General features: G+C 27.5%; 1 pseudogene. It reads right to left on the reverse strand.

Going from position 1 to position 459, the window contains the following annotated elements:
- A pseudogene (locus CCO88_RS09385) lies at positions 1-459 on the reverse strand (motility associated factor glycosyltransferase family protein); the annotation flags it as partial.

Raw genomic sequence — 459 nt, forward strand, 5'->3', positions numbered from 1 at the left:
CATCCTGTATAAACTCATCTTCATCTAAAGAGTGATTAAAATTTTCTATGTTTTGATATACTTTTTCTAAAAATTCCAAAGGCAAGATAAAATCTTTACTGAGTATATTTTCTAAAATTTGTTTTAAAGCTAAAGCATCGTCTAAAAATCTTTTAGCATTTTCTTGATCTTTTTGTATTTTTTCTTTGAATTTAACTAGGAGTTTATCACTTCTATTTTTAGTTAAACTTTTTGGAAGTTCAAATTTGGGTTTTTCTTTTGTAAGGAGTTTTTCACAACATTCTTTAAAAGAAAGTTCTTCAGTGAAATTAATCCTTGCTCCACCTTCAGTAGCATTGTAAAATTTAGCCTTTTGATCATTGCAAGCAAAAAGATATTCAAGTTTTATACGATAATCATTCCAAGTTGTATGGGTTAAAACTTCACCTTTACCTGCATAGGCAGGGATTTTAAGTTTAT

Source organism: Campylobacter coli LMG 9860 (assembly GCF_000254135.1).
Lineage (GTDB): Bacteria > Campylobacterota > Campylobacteria > Campylobacterales > Campylobacteraceae > Campylobacter_D > Campylobacter_D coli.